Annotated in this window: 17 protein-coding genes and 1 pseudogene; 8 read left to right on the top strand and 10 right to left on the bottom strand. The window is 65.6% G+C overall.

Going from position 1 to position 19390, the window contains the following annotated elements; genetic code table 11:
- Positions 1 to 18: 18 nt before the first annotated feature.
- From L1080_RS29405 to L1080_RS29390, 4 genes are read right to left on the bottom strand one after another with little or no spacing between them, the layout of a single operon-like run.
- Positions 19 to 1353: a hypothetical protein gene (locus L1080_RS29405; RefSeq protein WP_250767818.1), complete on the bottom strand. Its 1335-nt coding sequence runs from the start codon at positions 1351 to 1353 to the stop codon at positions 19 to 21.
- Complete coding sequence (locus L1080_RS29400) at positions 1350 to 1763, bottom strand: hypothetical protein (protein WP_159923433.1); 414 nt, start codon at positions 1761 to 1763, stop codon at positions 1350 to 1352. Before L1080_RS29400 ends, L1080_RS29405 begins: the two co-directional genes overlap by 4 nt.
- Positions 1764 to 1979, bottom strand: a complete 216-nt coding sequence (locus L1080_RS29395; RefSeq protein ID WP_250767816.1) for a hypothetical protein — start codon at positions 1977 to 1979, stop codon at positions 1764 to 1766.
- Positions 1976 to 3826, bottom strand: a complete 1851-nt coding sequence (locus tag L1080_RS29390) for a hypothetical protein (RefSeq protein ID WP_250767814.1) — start codon at positions 3824 to 3826, stop codon at positions 1976 to 1978. Before L1080_RS29390 ends, L1080_RS29395 begins: the two co-directional genes overlap by 4 nt.
- Positions 3827 to 4089: 263 nt before the next feature.
- Here L1080_RS29390 and L1080_RS29385 point away from each other — a divergent pair, with 263 nt between their 5' ends.
- Entirely contained in the window at positions 4090 to 4605 is a 516-nt protein-coding gene (locus L1080_RS29385) for a CGNR zinc finger domain-containing protein (RefSeq protein WP_250767812.1), read from the top strand.
- 27 nt (positions 4606 to 4632) lie between these two features.
- Here L1080_RS29385 and L1080_RS29380 read toward each other — a convergent pair.
- Together L1080_RS29380 and L1080_RS29375 are read right to left on the bottom strand one after the other, a co-directional pair.
- Positions 4633 to 4941: pseudogene (locus L1080_RS29380) on the bottom strand (VOC family protein); the annotation flags it as partial.
- Between the two features lie 92 nt (positions 4942 to 5033).
- Complete coding sequence (locus L1080_RS29375; RefSeq protein ID WP_250767809.1) at positions 5034 to 6203, bottom strand: LLM class flavin-dependent oxidoreductase; 1170 nt, start codon at positions 6201 to 6203, stop codon at positions 5034 to 5036.
- A gap of 131 nt (positions 6204 to 6334) precedes the next feature.
- Between L1080_RS29375 and L1080_RS29370 the strand changes: the two genes are divergently transcribed.
- The 3 genes from L1080_RS29370 (at position 6335) to L1080_RS29360 (ending at position 10122) form a co-directional block, all read left to right on the top strand.
- A complete protein-coding gene (locus tag L1080_RS29370) occupies positions 6335 to 7660 on the top strand; it encodes an MFS transporter (protein WP_250767806.1) in 1326 nt (441 codons plus the stop codon).
- 108 nt (positions 7661 to 7768) lie between these two features.
- Positions 7769 to 8476 carry a TetR/AcrR family transcriptional regulator gene (locus L1080_RS29365; protein WP_250767803.1) on the top strand — a complete coding sequence of 236 codons (708 nt, stop codon included), beginning with the start codon at positions 7769 to 7771 and terminating at the stop codon, positions 8474 to 8476.
- On the top strand, positions 8473 to 10122 hold the full coding sequence (locus tag L1080_RS29360) for an FAD-binding dehydrogenase (protein ID WP_250767799.1): 1650 nt from the start codon (positions 8473 to 8475) through the stop codon (positions 10120 to 10122). The genes L1080_RS29365 and L1080_RS29360 overlap by 4 nt, the downstream gene beginning before the upstream one ends.
- A 68-nt stretch (positions 10123 to 10190) precedes the next feature.
- Here L1080_RS29360 and sfnG read toward each other — a convergent pair whose 3' ends face one another.
- Positions 10191 to 11312: a dimethylsulfone monooxygenase SfnG gene (gene sfnG / locus L1080_RS29355; protein WP_250767796.1), complete on the bottom strand. Its 1122-nt coding sequence runs from the start codon at positions 11310 to 11312 to the stop codon at positions 10191 to 10193.
- A gap of 100 nt (positions 11313 to 11412) precedes the next feature.
- Here sfnG and L1080_RS29350 point away from each other — a divergent pair, with 100 nt between their 5' ends.
- The 3 genes from L1080_RS29350 (at position 11413) to L1080_RS29340 (ending at position 15199) form a co-directional block, all read left to right on the top strand.
- Positions 11413 to 12678, top strand: coding sequence for an acyl-CoA dehydrogenase family protein (locus L1080_RS29350; protein WP_250767793.1), 1266 nt, complete (start codon positions 11413 to 11415; stop codon positions 12676 to 12678).
- Positions 12675 to 13898, top strand: coding sequence for an acyl-CoA dehydrogenase family protein (locus tag L1080_RS29345; RefSeq protein WP_250767777.1), 1224 nt, complete (start codon positions 12675 to 12677; stop codon positions 13896 to 13898). Before L1080_RS29350 ends, L1080_RS29345 begins: the two co-directional genes overlap by 4 nt.
- Before the next feature lie 89 nt (positions 13899 to 13987).
- Positions 13988 to 15199 carry an SfnB family sulfur acquisition oxidoreductase gene (locus L1080_RS29340; RefSeq protein ID WP_250767774.1) on the top strand — a complete coding sequence of 404 codons (1212 nt, stop codon included), beginning with the start codon at positions 13988 to 13990 and terminating at the stop codon, positions 15197 to 15199.
- Between the two features lie 58 nt (positions 15200 to 15257).
- On the opposite strand, the gene L1080_RS29335 is transcribed toward L1080_RS29340, so the two are convergent.
- Both L1080_RS29335 and L1080_RS29330 read right to left on the bottom strand, forming a co-directional pair.
- Entirely contained in the window at positions 15258 to 16733 is a 1476-nt protein-coding gene (locus L1080_RS29335; RefSeq protein ID WP_159923409.1) for a DUF4185 domain-containing protein, read from the bottom strand.
- A gap of 164 nt (positions 16734 to 16897) precedes the next feature.
- A complete protein-coding gene (locus tag L1080_RS29330; protein WP_250767770.1) occupies positions 16898 to 17593 on the bottom strand; it encodes an enoyl-CoA hydratase-related protein in 696 nt (231 codons plus the stop codon).
- Between the two features lie 60 nt (positions 17594 to 17653).
- Here L1080_RS29330 and L1080_RS29325 point away from each other — a divergent pair, with 60 nt between their 5' ends.
- A complete protein-coding gene (locus L1080_RS29325; protein ID WP_250767767.1) occupies positions 17654 to 18307 on the top strand; it encodes a TetR/AcrR family transcriptional regulator in 654 nt (217 codons plus the stop codon).
- On the opposite strand, the gene L1080_RS29320 is transcribed toward L1080_RS29325, so the two are convergent.
- Positions 18271 to 19350 carry a VIT1/CCC1 transporter family protein gene (locus tag L1080_RS29320; protein WP_250767765.1) on the bottom strand — a complete coding sequence of 360 codons (1080 nt, stop codon included), beginning with the start codon at positions 19348 to 19350 and terminating at the stop codon, positions 18271 to 18273. The two genes, L1080_RS29325 and L1080_RS29320, sit on opposite strands and share 37 nt — an antisense overlap.
- Positions 19351 to 19390 lie beyond the last annotated feature (40 nt).

Raw genomic sequence — 19390 nt, 5'->3', positions numbered from 1 at the left:
CCTCGCTGAGCGCGCGCCTCAGCCGCCGAACAGCAGGTACAGCCCACCGAAGGTGTAGGTGACCATGGTGAGCAGCAGTGCCAGCTGTCCGGTGAGCTGATGCCCCCGCGGCAGGATCCGCACCGATGCGTCGTGTGCCGCAACCACGCCCAGGACGTGCCCGATCAGCACACAGAGCACCTTGATCGACGCGGTCGCGGACGGGTGCTCGGACAGTATGTACGCCACCTCGGCGTTGCCCAGCCCGAGCAGATTCCATCCGCGGCCCAGCGGGTCGGCCAGCAGGATCACCGTCGCCTGACCCTTCTCCACCAGGTACGTCAGGTAATGGGCGAACACGTAGCCGATGATGATCGGGATCAGCGAGTGCGAGAGCAATCCGGGGAGGGCGGCGCGCTGCTCGGGACGTAGGCCGCCCGTCGCCCTGGTGGCCGCCCAGAACGACACTCCGACGAAGCCGATGAAGACGAGCAGTCCGGCGGTGCGTGCCAGCGTCTCCGCTACTGGTCCCCCGGCTGCACCGAGGGTGCGCTGCCACCATGGAAAGGCGGAGAAGCTGTCGAACGCCGTCGACCCCAGCAGGGTCGCCATCAACGCCACCGACCCGGCGCGCACGGGCATCGACCCTAGATGGTCGAGCGGATTGCGTAAGGCGATCCGGCCGTCACCGCGGTTGCGGCTCAGCGGCGACAACCGGGATGCGAGGGTGCTGTAGACCTCGAACGGATCACCTCGCTCGCACCAGCGCTCCCCTGCGAAAACAGCGCCGGCCAACGTCACGACGAGGTAGGCCACACACCAGGTGCGCACGGCGGCAACGGAACCCGGATCCGAATAGGCGAGTTCGAGCCACACGAAAGCGAACAGACCCACCACCGCCGGACGATATCCCCAGGAGTCGCCGTACCGCCGGTTCCGTTCTCCGGGTGAGCGTCCGAGCGCGGCGCACACCATTCGATGCACTGTCCGCACCGGGGACAGCACCCGCCAGATCGGGCCGAACGCCAGCGACACCGCGACCAGGCCCACCCACAGGAGCACGTAGAACACACCGGGCAACGCATTATCCGCGGACGTCGACGGGCCGAAGAACGCGGCCAGAGCCACCCACGCGGTGAGGACGAGCGCTACACCCGCCAGAACGTTCCGGGTGATGGGCGAGTCCGCGAACCGCGTGACCCAGTCGGGGAGGGCGCGGCCGGGGCGGTCGGGATCGAGTTTCGGGGTCTTCCACGCGAAGGCCAGAACGACGAACGACACGGTCAGCGCCCAGCTCGCGCCGATCAGCGCAAAGGTGAAGGGAATCGGAAGATCGGTGGACCCACCGAGCCCGTGTGCGAGCACAGCGGTCATGGACGCACGAGCAGGGTGGCCACCGTCTTGCCGCTCTCGTGCAGTTCCAAGGCGACCTGGCCCGGAACCTCTACCGAGAACTGGGTCTGCTGGCCCGTCCCCGGGTGGATTTCGAACGAGTGCTCCGGCACCGCATGTACGTGCAGTTCGTCGTCGGCGTCGCTGTCGACGCGCACGGTCACGGTCTGTCCTACCGCGACGTCGATGCGCTCGTTGGTGGGAGTCACCGTGCCTTGGCTGATCCGGACGTCGATCACGACACTGTCCTCGGCCGCGTCCGGTGTGGTCTCTGCCGAGGTCTCACTGGCCGGCGTACCGGTGCCTGGGGCTTCGGTTTCGGTACCGCACCCGGAAGCTCCGACGAGAACACCCGCGGACACCGCCACCACGGCGGTCAACCGCCTGATCACCTAGACGTCCTCCTCTTTCCGCTCCGTCGATTCGTCGCCGGTGTTCTCGACATTTTCCGTGTTCCCGGCATTCTCGGCTGCCTCGGCTTTGCGGTCCCGGACCGCCAGATAGACGATCAGACCGACGACGAGGAATGCCGGAACGAAGGCGGGAATCGCCAACAACACCGAGTGGTCCGCGAGATACACGACATTCGGGTCGCTCGCCGGACTCATGTCACGTTCACGTCCTCGCGGGTGTCGGCGGTCGCCTGTCCCCGGGTGTACTTGCCGATCCGTCCGGCGCCCCAGGCCAGGGCGGTGACGAGTGCGAGCGTGCAGGCCAACACGACCAGGGAGGCGGCGGCGAACAACCAGCTGGGATGATCGAAGTTGCGCTCCCGCTGCAAGATGGTGATTTCCGGGACGAACTCACGGGTGAACGACGACTCCGCGGGCAGTTCCTCGGCACCGATCCCCGGGTCGCTCGGCAGGAAGATCGGCACCGCCGTCATGGTGCGCCCGTCCTGCACGCGCAGCAAAGTCTTCCACGTTCCGTGCACCGGCACGGGCTCGTTGGTCCGGTAGGTTCCCGGCCCGGTGCGTTCGAGGTTGTCCACGGTGAAACCGTTGTCGAGGTCGGGCCCGCCCTGCCAGGACAGGATGGACACCCAGGCCGGATCGTCGCTCGCCAGATCGGGCGGATCGATGGTGACCTCGGCATTGACCATTCGGCCGCCATTGGGTGCCGCGTCGGTGAGGACCACTGTGGCTGTGGCGTTCTCCGGGACGGTGGCGATCAGGCCGTTGGCGGTCGCACCGCCGATCACCAGAACGGTGGCGACCACGATGGTCCGGCTGAGCGCGGGACGCGGCAAACCCTCGGACCGCAACACCCGGCCGAGCAGCGCACCACAGGCTCCCGCCGCGATACCGACGGGCACGGCCATCGCCAGTGCCTCCGGCCACATACTGGTGGGCCAGGGGTAGAGGTACATGGCGTCGATCCACAACGATTCGAGCCAGAGTCCGACCGTGGCGACGAGGAATCCGCCCACGGCGCCGAACGCCACCCGATTCTTGATCAGCGGGGTGAGGGCCAGCAATTCGATGACCACGGCTGCGCCGAGGCACAGTTCGAACACGTTGGTCGGGGCTCCCAGTACCGGGCCCACCATCAACGCGGTGGCGGCGCGCACCACTCCGGCGACGGCGACTGCGACGAGTGCCGCGAAAGGACCGAGGACGATGCGCGCAGCGACCAGGGCGAATGCGGCAGCACCGGCGATCATCATCGGCTGCAGGACCAACCGGAACTGTTCGACACCGAAGTCGTACTCGATCTGGAAGACGGACAAGCCGATGATCAGACCACCGAAGGTGCCGCACCGGAGGAACCAGATGAGCCGGCTGTCGGCGACCGTCTCCCCCGTCTTGGCGGCGCGACCCTCGAAGTCGAGGAGGAGAACGCCGATCAGGGACAGTCCCGCTCCGCCGATCAGCATGAGGTGAGTGGGGCCCCACAGCGTGACGTCTTGACCGAAGATGCGGTGCCAGACGTCGTCGAGCGGAAAACCGATGAGAGCGTACAAGCCTGCCCCGGCGACCAGTATCCCGCCGACCGGGACGTACCAGGTGCGGGTGATCTTCAGCGCGGCCGGACCTGGCTTCTCGTCGCGGGGCAGGATCATCGCCAGCATGCCGGTGATGAACAGCAGGAAGAGACCCACGAGGATGAAGTAGTGCGCCGGGTTCGCCAGCGGGCCGTCGTCACGCCCGCGTCCGATATGCAGACTCACGTCCCAGATGAAGCCGAAGAACGCCGTGAGAATGGTGCCCACGAAGGTGAACAGCGGGAGCGCCACCCACGCGGGGCGGTCCAGCGTGCGACCCGCGGCGTCGGCAATCGACTGTAGCCACGTGATCTTCCGCGCACGGTGCAGGTACGCGATCCACAGCAGGCCGATCGTGATGACCGCCGTCGCCACCGTGATCGCGATCATCTGGTCGAACGCTGCGCCGCCACCCTCTCCGCCAGATTGCGCGAAGATGAGTGAACTCGAAGTAACAGTAACTTGGCTCACGTGGTGATTATGTGCGTCCCGCGCCGAAAATGCCAGCCCCTCGTCGGGGAGGTCACCGTTCCGTAGACGAATCTATGCCTTTCTGCGATCAGACGTAGATCTGCGTAGATGCCGCTATCGCAGTCTCTACCAGGACTAATCGCCAACGTCCGCAACTGCAGCCCGTGTAGGACACCACCCCTGTACTCGTCCGATGTCGCGATACTTCCTGCCAGGCGTGCTCGTGCCGTTCACTCATGGCTCCAGCGTGATGTAATGGCATTGTGCATCTCAACCCTTACGGGGAGTATGCGGTGGAACTCGCCGCTGATCTGGCGAATCGCCGACCCCGGACCATCGACGAACTGGTAGCCCGATGCATCGAGGCCGGAGTCGTGGTCGATTTCCCGGTCTTCGAGGACGACCTCGGCGACGTACTCGCCGTGCTCGACCGGTGGGTGGTCATCGTGGACGCCGCACACGAGCAGGACCGCGCAGAGCAGGTCAATCTCCTCCTCGCAAAGGCGTCCGCCTACCCACGTCTGACCAACCACGCCGGCGACGGCTGGCATCTGCACTATCGCGACGACCAGCGTTCCCTCGCCGGAGTGCTCGAGGCACTCATTGCCGTAGGAACCGCATTGCATCTCGTCGGCCGAGGGATGAGCCGCCTCGGCCGGTGCGCGGTGGAGGAATGCACAGTGATCTATGCAGACACCTCTCGGAACGGGCGGCAACGATACTGCTCGCCTCGCTGCGCCAACCGGGACGCCGTCCGCCGTCACCGGTCGCGCTGCTGATCGTCCTGGGGCGAGCTGACTGCTCTGCCCCGAATTGTCGCGCATTACCGCCTCGACCCCGTAGGGGCGTTCGGCCGGAGGCTGAGTGAATTCGACCCCCTTCGCGCGCAGCTCGTCGTAGGTCTTGCGGCAGTCGGTGGTGGTCAATCCGAACCCGCCCATCGTCCCACTCGCCAGTGCGCGCCGGATCGCCTCTGCCATGTCGGCGTCGAGCGGCGGTCCCGGCTTCATGAGGGTGACCTCGAGCTCGGGGTGGTCCGGGCGCATGATCGTCACCCAGCGGAACCCGTCACCCATCGTGACGTCGGTGCCCTCGACGAAGCCGAGCGTCGTAATTGCGGTCGATGAGGTCGCGGGCGCGGCGCAGGTGCGGGAGAAGCTCCTCGGGAACTCGAGCAGCCGCGGTCATGCTCCCGTTCTGGCAGGACCTACCGACGAGAGGACAGGAACGCCGTCGAGCCCGACAGGTCGCCCGGGCGGTGGCTGCGTGGCTGGACGAGCCCGCGGCGCTCGAGAATAGGCCGCACACCCTCTCCGAAGCGGTACGACTCCTCGAGGTGGGGATAGCCGGACAGCACGAAATGGTCGAGTCCGAGTGCCGCGTATTCGGCGATGCGGTCGGCGACCTCCTCGTGCGAGCCGACCAGCGCGGTGCCGGCGCCACCCCGCACCAGTCCGACACCTGCCCACAGGTTGGGCGCCACCTCGAGACTCCGCGCGTCACTCGCCCTTGAATACGCGCTGCCTCCGCCGTGAAGCTCACGCATGCGTCGCTGTCCCTCCGAGCCCGAGCGGGCGAGGCTCTGTTGCGCCTGTTCGACCGTGGCCGGATCGAGCGCTGCCAACAGCCGGTCGGCTTCGGCCCAGGCCTCCTCGGAAGTGTCGCGGCTGATCACGTGCAGTCTGATGCCGTAGTCGAGCGTGCGACCCTGCACCTCGGCGAGGTCCCGGATCCACGCGATCTTCCCGGCGACAGCACTGGGCGGCTCACCCCAGGTGAGGTAGGTGTCGGCGAACTGGGACGCGACGGTACCGGCCGCAGGTGACGACCCGCCGAAGAAGATCGGTGGCACGGGATCGGGAATCCGCTGCAGCGAAGCGTTCTCGACCCGGATGTACTCGCCGGCGTAGTCGACCGGACCGTTGCCCGACCACAGACGCCGGATGACGTCGAGAAACTCTCCGCACCGTGCGTATCGCTGGTTCTTGTCGAGGTAATCGCCATACGTCCGCTGCTCGTGGTCTTCTCCACCGGTCACCACATTGAGCAGCAGACGTCCCTCCGACTGCCATTGGAACGTCGACGCCATTTGAGCGGCGAGCGTCGGGCTGAGCAAGCCTGGCCGCAATGCGACCAGAAACTTCAATGTTTCAGTGGTCTCCACCATCATCGCCGTCGTGAGCCACGCGTCCTCGCACCAGGCGCCGGTGGGAGTGAGAACCGATTCGAAACCGCTCGCCTCCGCGGCTGCGCCGATCTGGTTGAGGTATTTCAGCGTTGCGGGACGGTCCCCCGCCATCGAGCTTCCGTGGCCGCCTGCCATCAAGTTGCGGGAGTCACCGTAGGTGGGCAGGAACCAGTGGAAATGCAGAGACACGCGGGATCCTTGTCGACGAAGATGGGCAGCGCTGCCCAGTTCATCAACCGCGCGGCCCCGGCGGGAGGGTTTCATTCACCGTGATTCGGAGGGTGAAGGCCGGCGGCGGACACCGATAACGTCACCGGCCCATGACCACGCTCTCCCAACCCGCCTCCTCGCCGTCGACCGAGTCCGACCTCGAGCGGCGCACGCGGTTACGCACCGTCGTGGCAGCCAGCCTCCTGGGCACGACAGTGGAGTGGTACGACTTCTTCCTCTACGCAACGGCCGCCAGCCTGGTCTTCAACCAACTCTTCTTTCCCGACCAGACGTCCTTCGTCGGCACCATGTTGGCTTTCGCGACGTTCGCAGTCGGTTTCGTGGTCCGCCCGATCGGTGGAGTCGTGTTCGGCCATATCGGCGACCGCATCGGGCGCAAGAAGACGCTCGCGCTGACCATGTTCATCATGGGCATCGCGACCGCCCTGATGGGCGTGCTGCCGACCGCCGAGCAGGTCGGTGTTCTCGCCCCCGTGCTGTTGCTCCTGCTCCGGATTCTGCAGGGGTTCGCCCTGGGTGGCGAATGGGCGGGCGCCGTGCTTCTCGCCGTCGAGCACAGCCCCGCGCGGCGACGCGGGCTGTTCGGGAGCATCCCGCAGATCGGCCTCGCCCTGGGTCTCGCACTGGGGACCGGAGTCTTCGCGGCCCTGCAGGTGATCTTCGACGACGCCCAATTCCTGTCGTACGGATGGCGAATCGCGTTCTTACTCAGCCTGATCCTCGTCGTCATCGGCTTCGTCGTGCGACTGAAGGTCGAGGAGACCCCGGCCTTCCGGGAAGTGCACGAACTGCAGACGCGTTCCTCGGCTCCGCTGAAGGACGTGTTTCGCGGCCGCGTCCGCCGCAACACTGTGCTCGGATTACTCTCGCGCTGGGGTGAAGGGGCCGCGTTCAACACTTGGGGCGTTTTCGCAATCACCTACGCGACGAAGAGTCTGGACTTCGCGAAAGTGCCCGTCCTGCTGGCCGTCACGATCGCGGCAGTCGTCATGGCGGCCCTGCTTCCGTTCTCCGGGCTCTTGGTGGACCGCTACGGGGCCGCAAGGATCTACATCATCGGTATCACCGCGTACGGCCTGGCAGTGTTCCCGACTTTCGGCCTGTTCGGCACGGAGAACATGCTCTGGTTCACCGCCGCGCTGGTGCTGGTGTTCGGGATCATCCACGCTCTGTTCTACGGAGCGCAGGGCACTCTCTATGCAAGTCTCTATCCCACCGAGATCCGCTACACCGGACTGTCGGTGGTGTATCAATTCTCCGGGATCTACGCCTCCGGTGTGACGCCGATGATCCTCACCGCCCTCATCGCAGTCGGCGGCGGCGCCCCGTGGCTCGCCTGCGGCTACCTCGTCGCCACCTCGATCGTCAGCGTCGTTGCCACATCTGCGATCCGTAAGCAAGATCTCTACCTCTGACCCGGGCATCCGTCGGCACTCACTCGGTACACCGACTTCGATACACCAGCGTATTCGATACGTTAGTGTATCGAGTGAGTCCACCGACCCCGGCGCAGAGGAGGGAACATGCCGACATCTTCGGCGCCCACCCCTCACCATGCCACCGACGCGCCGAGAAGGGTGACGAAACGGCGAGGCCAAACTCGGCGGCGCCTGCTCGACGCAGCCGGCGAGGTGTTCTCGGAGAACGGTTTCGGGCGCTCGACGGTCGAACAGATCTGTGAGCGCGGCGGATACACGCGCGGAGCCTTCTACTCCAACTTCGCCTCCCTCGACGAAATGTTCTTCGCCATGTGGGAACAGCGATCCACCGCCATGCTCGAGCACATTCGACTGGCAGCCGAGTCGTCGGACATCGACCTGACCGATCTCCCGCCGTCGGAGAAGGTGCGTGCCGGTACCGCCCTCATACTCGACGTCGTTCCCGTCGACGACCAGTGGTACCGGATCAACGCCGAATTCACCGCGCATGCGCTACGTAATCCCGCCTTGAAGAAGGCCCTCGCGGCGCGCGAACAAGCGGTCCTCGACACGATAGTGCCGATCCTCGAGAGTGCCCTAGGCCGACTCGGCCGCACCATTGTCGGCGACCCACAAACATTGGGCCGCGCCTTGGTCGCCGTACACGACGGCACCAGCGTCCAGTGCCTGATCGAGGACGCCAGCGCGTCCGCCCGGGAACTGCGCGTCGACCTGTTCACCCACGTCGTCACGGCATACAGCCGGCCCGACACCACCCCACCACGCACCGCCCGACAAGAGGAGTCTTCGTGACCGAACAGGCTGATGTCATCGTCGTCGGCGCCGGCTTGGCCGGTCTCGTCGCCACCTACGAAATGGTGAAGGCGGGCCGCAAAGTCCTGGTGGTCGAGCAGGAGAGTTCCTCGAACCTCGGCGGGCAGGCCTTCTGGTCACTCGGCGGGTTGTTTCTCGTCGACACGCCCGAGCAGCGGCGTCTCGGTATCAAGGACTCGTACGAGCTCGCGATCCAGGACTGGATGGGCACCGCCGCCTTCGACCGCGAACGAGAGGACCAGTGGCCCCGCCTGTGGGCGCAGGCGTACGTCGAGTTCGCCGCCGGCGAGAAGCGCCAATACCTGCACGACCTCGGCCTGCGTCTGATGCCCAATGTCGGATGGGCCGAGCGCGGTCGGGGATCTGCACTCGGGCAGGGCAACTCGGTGCCCCGCTTCCACATCACCTGGGGCACCGGACCGGGTGTCGTCGAAATCTTCCTCACCCGTGTCATCGCCGCCTCACAGCGGGGGCTGGTCACATTCAAGCATCGGCACCAGGTCGACGAGATCGTCGTCACCAACGGCGCCGCCACCGGGGTGCGCGGCACCGTCCTCGAACCGTCCACCGAGCCGCGCGGGGTGAAGAGCTCGAGAACGGCGGTCGGGGACTTCGAATTCTCGGCGCAGGCGGTGGTCGTCACCTCCGGCGGCATCGGCGGAAACCCCGAACTGGTCGCGAGGAACTGGCCTGCCCGGCTGGGCAAGGCGCCCGAGAACATGCTCGCCGGGGTCCCGGCGCACGTTGACGGCAGAATGCTGGAAATCACCGAGAACGCGGGCGGCAACATCGTGAACCGCGACCGCATGTGGCACTACACCGAGGGCATCCAGAACTGGGACCCCATCTGGCCCAATCACGGGATCCGGATCATTCCCGGCCCGTCGTCCATGTGGTTCGACGCCAACGGGAAACGGCTGCCCAGCCCCAACTTCCCCGGGTTCGACACCATGGGAACACTGGAATACATCATGAACAGCGGCCACCACCACACGTGGTTCGTGCTCGACCAGAAGATCATCGAGAAGGAGTTCGCGCTGTCGGGCTCCGAACAGAACCCCGACATCACCGGGCGGGATTTCAAGCTCCTCGCCGCGCGCCTGAGAAAGGGTGCGCCCGGACCGGTCGAAGCATTCAAACAGCACGGGGTCGATTTCGTGGTCCGCGACAACCTACGCGACCTCGTCGACGGCATGAACGCGCTCACCGACCAGCCCCTGATCAAGTACGAGGACCTCGAACACGAAATCGTGGCCCGAGACCGCGAGGTGAAGAACAGCTACAGCAAAGACTTCCAGGTGATGGCTATCCACAATGCACGAAACCTTCTCGCCGACAAGATCACTCGCGTCGCCGCCCCACACGAGATACTCGCCCCCGAGAACGGCCCGCTGATCGCTGTCCGGCTGCACCTCCTCACCCGCAAAACCCTCGGTGGTCTCGAAACCAATCTCGACTCACAGGTCATCAAGCCGGACGGCACGCCGTTCGAGGGCCTCTACGCCGCGGGCGAGGTCGCCGGATTCGGCGGCGGCGGCGTGCACGGTTACAGCGCCCTCGAGGGCACCTTCCTCGGTGGCTGCATCTTCTCCGGGCGCGCCGCCGGCCGAGCCCTCGCCCGGTAGGCGGCTCCGCCGCTCGTGCGCCTTTCTGGTTGTTACTGCTACCAGAAAGGCGCACGGGCGCGAAGCGCCTACACTCCGGCGAGGGTCCGATTTCCCGACTCGGCCGCCTCGAGTTCGCGGACGAGCGGCAGGATCTTGGCGCCGAAGTATTCGATCTCCTCCTGGAAGTGGAGGAACCCGCCCAGAATGAGATCGACTCCGCGGCGGCGGTATTCGACGATGCGCTCGGCGACTTGTTCGGGTGTGCCGATCAGCTGGGTACGGAACCCGTCGTTGTACTGCACCAGATCTTCGAAGGTCGAATCCGCCCACATACCCGATTTGTCGGCGGTGGACGCACCCGCTTGCTGGACGGCCGACTTGAACCCTTCGACGGCCGGCTTGTTGGCCTTGTCGATGATTTCCCGGAGGGTGTCGCGGGCTTCCTTTTCGCTGTCGCGGGCAATGATGAATCCATTGAGACCGAACTTCACTTCGCGGTTCGCCTCACGCGCATGCCGACGAAGGTCCACGATCTGCTCGGTGACACCGTCGTAATCCTTGCCATTGGAGAAGTACCAATCCGCGTAGCGTCCTCCGTTCGCCCGGGCCGCGGAAGAGTTTCCGCCCTGGAACAGTTCCGGGTTGGGCCGTTCCGGCGTGTTCAACGGTTTCGGCTTCAGCGTGAAGTCGTGGATGCGGTAGAAGTCCCCGCGGAAATCGACCTCGTCTTCGGTCCAGATCTTGCGCAGCACTTGCAGGAACTCGGCGCTGCGCCGGTAGCGCTCGTCGTGTTCGAGCCAGGGCTCTCCGAGGTGGGTGAACTCGTCTTTGAACCAGCCGCTCACCACGTTCACCGCGAACCTGCCGTTCGACAGGTGATCTGCTGTGGCTCCCAGCTTCGCGAGTACGGCGGGCTGCCACAACCCGGGGTGCACCGCCGCGATCACCTTCAGCCGCTCGGTGGCCAGCAACAGCGCGAGACTGAAACTGGTCGATTCGTGCTGGAACTCCGCGCCGTAGCTCGCCTCGTAGCGCACCTGGCTGAGTGCGTACTCGAAACCGTTGTTCTCCGCCGTCTGGGCGAGCTTCTTGTTGTATTCGTAGTCCCAGCTCGTGCGCTGTTCGATGTCGGACGTGACCAGTCCGCCACTGACGTTGGGCACCCAGTAGGCGAACTTGATCTGATCGGCGATGTGTTCCGTTGACATACCCAGGATCGAACCTGTTCACCGCGGTGGCGCCCACCCTTCCGATCATGACGCGTGCAACCCTTCCTCCTTCCTGTGGAGGCGTGTGAGCTTCGCTGACATGACAGCCGTACAGGAGCGAAGAGCTGCTTCCCCGATCGCAAGCGAGACGGACTACAACACGCTCGCCAATACATTCCGCCCCATCTTCTCCGACATCGCCGAGGGGGTGGTGCAGCGCGAGCGCGACCATGCTCTTCCCTACGAACAGATCGACGCTCTGAAGAGAGCTGGTTTCGGCGCAGTCCGGGTACCCACGTCACACGGCGGTTTCGGCGCAAGCATTCCGCAGCTGTTCCGGCTTCTCGTCGAACTCTCCGCTGCGGATTCCAATGTTACGCAGGCCTTGCGAGGCCATTTCGCATTCGTCGAGGACCGTCTGGTGGCGGACGAAGGCGTGGACCGCGACCTGTGGCTGCAGCGTTTCGTCGACGGCCAACTCGTCGGAAACGCGTGGACGGAGATCGGGGACGTCGCCCTCGGGGAAGCCAACACCAAGGTATCGCCCTCACCCGACGGTGATCACTTCCTCGCGAACGGCGCCAAGTACTACAGCACGGGGTCCATCTTCGCCGACTGGATCGACCTGTATTCGCAGCGCACCGACACCGGCGCTTTCGTCATCGCCGCCGTCGACGCACGCCAACCGGGTGTGACCCACAGCGACGACTGGAACGGTTTCGGGCAACAGACCACCGGTTCGGGCACGTCGACCTACGAGAACGCAGTGGTCCGGCCGGAGAACATCTTCGACTTCTCCACGCGCTTCAAGTATCAGACCGCCTTCTACCAGTTGTTCCACCTGGCGACTCTGGCCGGGATTGCCCGAGCTGCGACGGACGCCATTGCCGCACGCGTCGCCGCCCGCACCCGCACGTTCAGTCATGGCAACGCACCCACCTACGCTCAGGACGCCCAGATCCAGCAGGTGGTGGGTGAGGTGTCCGCTGCCGCGCACGCAGCCGAGGCCATCGCGATTCATGCCGCGGAGCCGGCGCAATGGGCCTACGAGGCCGCGTTCGGCAGCGACCCCGACGAGGAGAAGGCGGCCAACATCGCCGCCGAAATTGCCTCCGCGCAAGGACAGATCGCCTCGACGTCCCTCGTCGTCCCGGCCACGGCGAAGATTTTCGACGCACTCGGCGCCTCGGGTGTCGACCGCGGCTGGGACCTCGACAGGTTCTGGAGAAATGCGCGCACCGTGGCGAGCCACAACCCGGTGGTGTTCAAGGCGAAGGTCGTCGGCGACTACGAAATCAACGGAACCGAACCCATCTACGTCTGGGCCATCGGAACCGCACGGAACGACACAGGAGACCAGTCATGACAGTAACCACGGCAGAGACAGTCTGGGCAGAGACCCCGACCACGAGCGCCGAGTGGATTGCCCGCGCACAGAAGGTGAGCGACATCCTCGCCCGCGACGCCGTCGAACGCGACCGCGTCGGAGCCGCCCCCTACGCGGAGGTCCAGCTCCTCAAGGACAGCGGACTGGTCACCCTCCTGGGCCCCACCGAGTTCGGTGGCGGCGGACAGCGCTGGGAGACGGCGTATCAGGTGGTCCGGGTGATCGCCCGCGGCGACGGTTCGATCGGGCAGCTCCTCGGATACCACTACCTGTGGGCGTGGGCCGTGCGGCTCGTCGGCACCGAACCGCAGATCGGCGCGGTCGAGGAGCTGTACACCAGCAACAACTTCCTCTTCGGCGGTGCGGTCAACCCGCGGGACACCGACCTCACCATCGTCGACCGTGGCGAGACCCTGGTGTACAACGGCGTGAAATCGTTCTCCACCGGAGGACGTGCCACCGACCTCACCGTGCTCGAGGGCATCATCGAGGGCACCACCACCCATGTGTTCGCCATCGTTCCGACCGCTCAGGACGGTATCGTCTTCCGCGGTGACTGGGACAACCTCGGTCAGCGTCTCACCGATTCCGGTTCGGTGGAAATCAATGACGTCGAGGTGGACTGGGCCGGCGCAGCAGGGTTCGTGGACAAGGAGTTCCAGCCCCTCGTCTACAACACGCTGAACTTTCCGGCACTCGAGATCGTGTTCGCCAACTTCTACGTCGGAATCGCCCGCGGCGCCCTCGACACCGCCGCCGAGTACACCCGAACACGCACCCGCCCATGGCCGTACGGGGGCGACAACAAGGAACTCGCCACAGACGAGTGGTACCTGCGTGAAGGCTACGGCGACCTGCAGGCGAAGCTGTGGGCGGCGGAGGCCTTCGTCGATCAGGTCAATCGCGAGTCCGACGCGGTCCTGCACGACGCACGGGAAAACCTCACCGAGCAGGCCCGCGGCGATCTCGCCGTGCGGATTGCCGCAGCGAAACTACGGGCTGCCGACGTTGCCCTCGAAATCGGAACGAGAGTCTTCGAGTTGACGGGTGCGCGCGCCACCTCCAACAGTGTCGGGCTGGACATCTTCTGGCGTAACGTCCGAACGCATACGTTGCACGATCCCGTGGCGTACAAGCGCCGCGAGGTGGGCGGCTACGTCCTGACCGGCGAGATTCCCGAACCTACCTGGTACACCTAGGACCTCGCACATCTAAGTTTTATGATCGCCGAGTCCGGCTACCTACATCCGGTAGCCGGACTCGGCACGTCACGACCACTCGGAGGATCATGACCGCCGTCCAGAACGCTCACCGGATCACCGACGAGGCGCAGGCCCTGGCCGTCGCCGCCGATCTCGCCGCACAATTCGCCGTCGACGCCTCGGCCCGTGACGCGGAACGGACACTGCCGCACGACCAGATTCGGGCACTGGCACAGTCCGGCCTTCTCGCGCTGAGCGTCCCGCGCGAGCACGGCGGAATCGACACGCGAACGGAGACGCTCACGGAGGTGTTTCGCCTTCTGGCAGAATCCGATCCGAGTATTGCGCAGATCCCGCACAGCCACTACACGTTCCTCGAGGTGTTGCGGCTTCAAGGGACTTCCGATCAGCGCAAGTTCTTCTACAGCGAAGTTCTCGCCGGTGCGCAGTTCGCCAATGCGCAAAGCGAGCGCGGGACGACGACCATCGACGTCGACGCCACCACTCTGGTCGAGGAGGGCGCCGACTTTGTCGTCGACGGAACGAAGTTCTACAGCACCGGCGCCCTCTTCGCCGACTGGATCGCAGTACGGGCCACACTTACCGGGGCCACCACAGCAACCGGAAAACCGGCCAAAGCTGTTGCCTACGTCCCGAGGACCGCACCGGGACTCTCGATCGTCGACGACTGGGACGGCATGGGTCAGAAAACCACCGCGAGCGGCACGGTCACCCTCGAATCCGTGCGGGTGCCCGCGACCCATGTCGTGCCGTTCTCCCCAATCTTCGACGCACCCACCACGTACGGTGCGCAGGCGCAGATCCTGCACGCGGCCATCGACGCCGGCATCGCGTCCGCCGCGCTGAACGAGGCGGTACGGTCGGCACGTCGGGCGCGGCCGTACTTCGAAGCCGGTGTCGACGACGCCGTCGACGACCCCCTGCTCGTCCAATTGGCCGGTGAAGCATCGCTCGGGGTGCGGGCGGCCACCGCTCTGCTGCGAGAGGGGGCCCGAAGCATCGATGCCGCACGCAGAGACCTGACCGAGTCGACGGCCGCCGTCGCCTCGATCGACGCGGCCGCTGCCAAGGTGGCGTCGGCAAGAGCGTCACTCGAGGCCTCGTCCGTGCTGTTCGAGCTCGGTGGCACGCGCAGTGCGTCGGAGTCGGGCAATCTCTCCCGTTTCTGGCGCGACGCGCGTACCCACACCCTGCACGACCCCACACGCTGGAAGATCCAGCACATCGGCCGGTGGACGCTGTCGGGGACCATTCCGCCCCGGCACGGGCTGCTGTAGGCCCTCCGGGCTCGTGAGTGGTTAAGGAGTCTTAGGACTCGTCAGCCACTCACGGGCGCTAGCCGCCCAGCTTCGCCCTCATGAGGAACACGTTGTAGTCGGACCACGTCGACAGGGTGAAGTACAAATCCTCACCGCTCGACCACGGGTGGATGAAACCGCCGTACAGCTCCGGATATTCCATGGCGCTGACCATCGGGGCACCGTCCGACCATTCACCCTGCGGCGAATCGGACTCCCGGAGAACGATGGCCGCCTTGGAGGTGTCGAGGTAGGACATCTGCCACTTGCCGGTGGCCTCCTCGTACCGCACGGACAGTTCGCCGGCCGGCGCGTTCACAATGGGGGTGGCCTCGTTGAAACCACCGACCGGGGTCCAGTTTCCGTGCTGCCAGTACTGGTAGGCCGACTTGTTGAGCACCTGATCGGCGGGAACCCGCGCGAGGCCGATCGAACCCAGCCGGGTATTGGGGGTGCCGAACATGTAGACGAAGTCCCCGACCGGAACCATCGAGGCCACCTGGAATTTGGTGACACCGAAGATGTTGTCCCACTTGGCGTAGGGGTCCTTGGTCCACGTCGACCCGCCGTCGTCCGAGTAGGCGATGCCGCCATAGTTCGTCCACCACGTTGCGGGAATGCTGTTCCACGTCCGAATCGACATGTAACTCATGTACTGCCTGTTGCCGACCGCGAATCCCGACGTCGGAATGGTCGTGATCTCGACGTTGTCGAGTTTCCGGCTGTCCAGCAGTTCCGCCGCGTGACAACGGCTGTCCTGCACCATGCTGTCGAGGCTCATACCGTCTGCGAGGTTGCGGTCGGAACTGAAGCCGAGGACATTGCTGCGCCAGTCGCCGCCCTGGCCACCGGGCGGCATGAAGCCCTTGCCGACGGTGTCACCGAAGGCGACCGCGACCTGGTCGGGCGCACTCTCCCACATGATGCCCAGGTCGGTGCCGTTGACCTGGTAGCGCTTGTCGGTCCGGCTGACGGAGCCGGCCCCGGTCACCTTGGCCACCCGGGTCACGTCCCCGATCTTCGGGGTTGCGGGAGCGGGGCTGCGGGGTGCTTCCTCGGTCGCGGGATGCACCAGCGGCGGCGGAGGCGGTAAGGCCACGTCTGCGCCGGGGACGGGAATGCCGAGGTGGAAGGGCGTGAATTTCACGCTGACATCCGGAATGTTCAACACGCTCGACAGGTTTCCCGGATCGAGCTCGGTGTCGTCGGTGAGGTCGGGGCAGGGATCCATGCACGGGTCCGCGGGCAGCGGCGGTGAAGCAATACGCGTAGGTTCTGTGGTGGGCGCCGGGTACGGAACGGTGGTGATCTTCGGGTACGGGATCGGAATTTCGAGCTTTTCCGGTATGAGCGAAGCGGTTTCGTTGGTGCTGTCGCTGGCGCAGGAACCACTACCCGGCACCCCGTTGGACACCGTTTCGGGTTCGGCGCCGGCCGAGCTCTGATTCGAGTAGACGATCACGCCCGAACCGATAGCCACCGCCGCGAACGACGCGACCCATCTCTTCGACATCCCCGAACCCCTCCGCTGTCCACTCTTTCCGCGCGCAGGTCCGTCTCGGCCACACCTGGCGAGGGCAACTTAGCATCGCCGGGTTACGTCCACCGATTCCCACACGCCATACCCGGGGGTAACATTCCGCGGCGTCACTGTCGCTACAGGACGTCGTTATCCGTTCACTGGTGACCTGACGCCTCCGGTTGGGTCAGCCCTTCCAGGGCCGTGCGGTAGAGGCGCTCCTTGATCGTTCGCAAGGTGGGGCCGGCCTTCGGCGCCAGTGTTGTCGCCAGTTCCATAGCGGCGGGGGCTACGTCGTCTTCCTGGGCGACCCGGTCGACGATGCCGGCGGTCGCCGCGTCGGCGCCGCTGTATCGGCGGCCCGTGGTCATGGCCGCATTCGCGGTGGGGACGGGCAGTTTTGCGCGAATGAGGTCGGTCATGCCGACGGAGAACGGGATCTGGATATAGACCTCGGGGAAACAGAAGTAGCCGCGGTCGGCACGCATCACGCGCTGATCGTGTGCGAGGGCGAACATCGCGCCCGCACCGAAAGCGTGGCCCTGAATCGCCGCGACCGTGGGTACCCCGAGCCCCAGCACCCGGGCGAACAATGCCTCCACGCGTGCACTGAAGCCGGGGATCGCATCCGCGTTGGCCATCAGCCATTCCAGGTCGAGCCCGTTGCTCCAGAACTTGCCGGATGCCGTCGTGACGAGTGCGATCGGCCCGCTCTCGGCCGCGACGACATCGAGCTGCGATTCGACGGCGTCGAGCCAGTCGGGATTCATCCGGTTCTCGTCCGAGCCGAGATGCAGGACGAGAACGTCGCCCACCCGGTTCAGTGCCGGACCAGTTGTCGATGAGAAAGTCATTTCTAGAAACTATATTCTAGAACTGGAGATGTCCAGCGGCCGATCTGAGAGAATGCGCACATGGCCCGGACGACGTTCTCCACCGATGACCTCCTCGACGCCGCCCGCGAGGTGATACTCGAGCGCGGCCCCCGAGCGGCGACCATCACGGCGATCGCTGCCCGGGCCGGTGCACCGACCGGTTCGATCTATCACCGCTTCGCGTCCGTCGACGAGTTGCTGGTACGCGTGTGGCTACGGGCGGTACAGCGCACCCAGCAGGTGCGGCCCGACGGAAGCGACGCGGCCGGTGATCCGGTCGAGATGGCCGTGCGGCTCGCGCTCGCGTTCTACGACCACTGCGTCGAGACGCCGCAGGACACACTCCTACTCGATCGCCTGCGCCGGGAGGACGTGCTGCACCTCGATCTCGACCCAGCGCTGCGAGCGGAGGTCCAGGCCACCGACAGAGACACGGCCGCACTCATGGCGGCACTGACCCGAAACGTGTTCGGGCGTGCAGGCCGAAGAGAGTCGGACCTCGTCGTGCTCGCCGTCATCGACCTTCCGCACAGTTTCGTGCAGCGTTATCTGCAGTCGGGGAAGAAGCCGCCGCGCAGTCGTCGCGAGAAGCTACCCGACGCTGTCCGCGCGGTGCTGACGGACCCGAAGGTCCCCGCAGAAGGTCCCGGCGAGTCTCAGCCGCCCGTCCCGAACAGCATCCCCAGCACGTAGGTCGCGGCCGCGGCGCCGTAACCGATTGCCAGCTGGCGTAGAGCCCGCTTGACGGGTGGGCCACCCGAAAGTAGCCCGACCACCACACCAGTTCCGAGTAGCGCCACGCCGACGAGCGCAGCAGCGACGAGGAGCGCTGCTGTGCCCTCCAGCCCGAACAGGTACGGCAGTACCGGAATAATGGCACCTGATGCGAAGAAGCTGAAACTCGCCGCGGCAGCACCGATGCCGGTGCCGACGGCCTCGTGCTGGTCGACGCTCTCGGTGGCAGGTTCAGGGTGATGCGTGGTCTGCAGCACCTCGTTCGCGCGGTTCTCTGCCTCCTCCACCGACATTCCGCGCGCCCGGTAGACAAGGGCAAGTTCGTTGGCATCGACGTCGAGGAGAGCCACCGCCTCACGGGCGGCACGCCCCGGCGTGGAGGCCTCGAGCAGCTCGCGCTGCGATCGGACCGACACGTACTCGCCTGCTCCCATCGAGAGTGCGCCGGCGAGCAGACCCGCAAGACCGGTCAAAAGAACGATCGAATTGGAGACGCCGCTTCCGCTGATGCCGAGCACGAGCGCCAGATTGCTGACCAGACCGTCGTTGGCACCGAACACGGCGGCACGGAAGGTGCCGGACAGCCGATTCCGTCCCCGCGCAGCCAGTGCGCGTACCACTTCTTCGTGGATGCGTTCGTCGGCGCCCATGGCATCGGTCGCGTCGACGTCCGTCGGATAGGGCGATCGCGTCTCCGCGCGCTGTGCGAGGGCGAGCACGAACACCGAGCCGAATCTTCTCGCGAGGACACCCAGGATTCGAGTCCGGAGGTCACCGCGCACAGGCTTGCCGACGTGCTCCCCGAGGAGCGCCCGCCAGTGCGCTTCGTGACGACCCTCGGCATCGGCGAGTGCAAGGAGGATCGCGCGTTCCTCACCCGTTCGACGCTTTGCCAGGTCCCGGTAGACCGCCGCCTCCGCGCGCTCGTCGGCGAGATAGCGACGCCATTTCCGGATGTCCTGGGAACTGGGATCCGGTCTGGCACCGGAATCGGACACCATGCTCAGCCTCCGATCGTCGACTGTGAGAAGGATACCGAGG

The organism is Rhodococcus sp. MSC1_016, from assembly GCF_023667485.2.
Taxonomy (GTDB): domain Bacteria; phylum Actinomycetota; class Actinomycetes; order Mycobacteriales; family Mycobacteriaceae; genus Rhodococcus_F; species Rhodococcus_F oxybenzonivorans.
Note: the sequence above shows the minus strand (reverse complement) of the source record. Positions and strands in the feature narration are given on the sequence as shown.